This is a genomic window from Amycolatopsis keratiniphila subsp. keratiniphila (assembly GCF_001620365.2).
In the GTDB taxonomy this organism is placed as follows: Bacteria; Actinomycetota; Actinomycetes; order Mycobacteriales; family Pseudonocardiaceae; genus Amycolatopsis; species Amycolatopsis keratiniphila.
The window spans coordinates 4360-7020 of sequence record NZ_LQMT02000037.1 but is presented as its reverse complement, the minus strand read 5'-3'; the positions used below and the strand labels follow the sequence as shown (position 1 = coordinate 7020).

The window sequence follows — 2661 nt, the reverse complement described above, 5'->3', positions numbered from 1 at the left end:
AGGGACGGGGGCCTTCACGCGTACCCCGACATTCGGACGGTGGAAATTCACGCGACAGGCACTACGGTGGTGGTACAGACCATTCACCCGAGGGAGTCCCATGCGTGCCACCGGATTCGCCGTCGTCTGTACCGCTCTCCTGCTCGTGGCCGGCTGTTCCGGCGAAGAGAAACCGGCGGCGCAGCCGGTGAACGACGCGGCGCAGCTGGCCACGGTCGCCGCCGCGGGCACGCAGAACGCCCGTTCGTCCAAGATCTCGCTCGAAACCACCGCTGAGGACGGCCGCAAGGTCGTGGTCACCAGTTCCGGGCTCTACGAGGGGCCGAACAGCAAGTTCTCCATGGTCGCCGAGGTCGCGGGCGAGAAACGGGACCTGATCTTCGCCGACGGCGTCCTCTACTACCACCTGTCGGACACCCAGGTCCAGGAACTCAAGACCGGCAAGGAATGGGTCAAGATCACCGCCGACGGCAAGGACGCGCTCTCCGCCGCCAACGGCGCGCTGATGACGAACGTCGTCGAGACGATGGATCCGACCCGCACGATCGAGCGGATCTCGAAGTCGGGCAAGGTCACCAAATCCGAACAGGGCGACGTGAACGGCACGGCCGCCACGCGGTACGTCCTCGACCTCGGTGGCGCGCCCGCCGAGCTGTGGCTGGACGCCGAGCAGCGTCCGGTGCAGGTCAGCATGGGCAAGGCCACGGTCAAATACGACAGCTGGGCTTCGGACGTGGTGATCATCGCGCCGCCGCCCGAGGCCGTGGGCGACAGCCGCTGAGCCGTTCCCCCGATCGGGGCGCCGTCCGCTGCTGTGTTTCGCTTGGGTGCCCGCGATCGAAAGCAGGTCCTCATGCGGAGAACGGCCCTGTCCACCGTCGTGCTCGTACTCGGTGCGCTGCTCGGAGCCTGTGACAGTGACGCCGTCTCGTTCGCCGACGCCCGCGCGCTCGCCGACGGCGCGACTTCCGCCATGGACGGCAAGGCCGCGAAATTCACCACCGACGTCACCGCGGGCACGATGCGGTCGAAGAGCCAGGGACAGGCCAAGGTCGCGGCGGCGGGAACCGCGCTGGCCATGACCACGGACTTCCTCGGCGAGCCGATCGAACTCCGGCTGGCCGGCAAGACCGTCTACGCCAAGGTTCCCGAGACCGCTCGAGAAGACGTTCCCGGCGGGAAGCCCTGGGTCAAGGTCTCCCCCGGCGGCGCCGACCCGTTCTCGCAGGTCGCCGGGGGCAGCATCGATCAGCTGGCGAAACAGAACGACCCCGCCCGCGCGCTCGACCAGGTGCGGAAGGCGGGCACGCTCACCGGATCCGGGCACGCCGAACTGGACGGGGTGTCCGCCGAGCACTACCGGCTGGACGTCGACCTGGCCGCGCTGGGCGGCGACCTGCCCGCCGGTCTGTCGGCCGAGGCCGTTACCGAGCTGCGGGGCAAGGTCGGGAAGCTCCCCATGGAGGTCTGGCTCGACGACGCGCGCCTGCCGCTGCAGATCGTTCTCGACCTCGCCCCCGTCCTCGCCGCTTCGGGCGCCCCGGACAGCGCGACCGCCAAGATCGTCACGCGCTACCGCGAATGGGGCACGCAGGCCGACATCCAAGCGCCTCCGCCGGAGGAGATCGGGGAGATCCCGGCGGGCTGATCCGTCACGTTCCGCCCCCTCGTCTCGTCGGGTTCGTGAAGGCCGGACATGAGGAGCGAACATGCGCGTGATGGTGATCGGGGCGACCGGGATACTCGGACGTCCGCTGGTGCGGCGGCTGCTGGCCGAAGGCCACGAGGTGAGCGGTCTGGCGCGCGACGCGGACCGGATCGCGGCGGTGCGCGCGACCGGCGCGGAACCGGTGCGGGGTTCCCTGTTCGACGTCGATTCGCTTGCAGGCGCGCTGCGCGGGCACGACGCTGTGGTGAACGTCGCGACCCGGATCCCGGACGCGCGACGGGCGATGAAGCTGTCCGGCTGGGCCGAGAACGACCGCGTGCGGATCACCGGCAGCCGGACCCTCGCGGACGCCGTTCGACGGGTCGGCGAACTGGAAATCGTGGTACAGGAAGGGATTTCGTTCGTCTACGCCGACGGCGGCGACCAGGAACTGGACGAGGACGCGCCTCTCGCGCTTCGCGGCAACATCGCGTCTTCGACGGTGGCGCACGGGAACATCGCGGAACTGGCGGACGAGGGCCGCACCGCGATCCGGCTGCGGATCGGGCTGCTGGTCGGCGACGACCCGATGACCAGGACGATGCTGGCGGCCGCGCGGCGCGGTTCGCCGCTGATCTTCGGCCGCCGGGCCGACTGGACCGCGGCGATCCATCCGGACGACGCGGCGGCGGGCGCGATCGCGGCGCTGCGGACGCCGAGCGGCGTCTACAACCTGGCCGCGGATCCGGTGCGGAAACAGGAACTCGGCGAGGCGATGGCCGCCGCGGCCGGGGTCCGGCGGCCGCGCGCGCTGCCGAAGTGGCTGGCGAACCGGCTCGGGCTGATGTCGGTGCTGGCGCGCTCGCAGCGTGTGGTCTCGACCCGGCTCACCGAGGCGACCGGCTGGCGCCCCGAACGCCCGGCCCCCTCCTCCTGGTTCTGACGCGTTCGTCCTCTGAATGCGGTAGTTGCGCGCGCAAGGACCGCATTCAGAGGACGAAACGCGAGGGGGT

The 2661-nt window shown here is 70.4% G+C and carries 3 protein-coding genes; all 3 read left to right on the top strand.

The window, feature by feature from the left end; genetic code table 11:
- Positions 1 to 100: 100 nt before the first annotated feature.
- The 3 genes from AVR91_RS33940 (at position 101) to AVR91_RS33930 (ending at position 2591) form a co-directional block, all read left to right on the top strand.
- Complete coding sequence (locus AVR91_RS33940; protein ID WP_063272957.1) at positions 101 to 781, top strand: hypothetical protein; 681 nt, start codon at positions 101 to 103, stop codon at positions 779 to 781.
- Between the two features lie 72 nt (positions 782 to 853).
- Complete coding sequence (locus AVR91_RS33935; protein ID WP_063272958.1) at positions 854 to 1648, top strand: hypothetical protein; 795 nt, start codon at positions 854 to 856, stop codon at positions 1646 to 1648.
- A gap of 61 nt (positions 1649 to 1709) precedes the next feature.
- A complete protein-coding gene (locus tag AVR91_RS33930; RefSeq protein ID WP_063272959.1) occupies positions 1710 to 2591 on the top strand; it encodes an NAD-dependent epimerase/dehydratase family protein in 882 nt (293 codons plus the stop codon).
- The last annotated feature ends 70 nt before the right edge of the window (positions 2592 to 2661 follow it).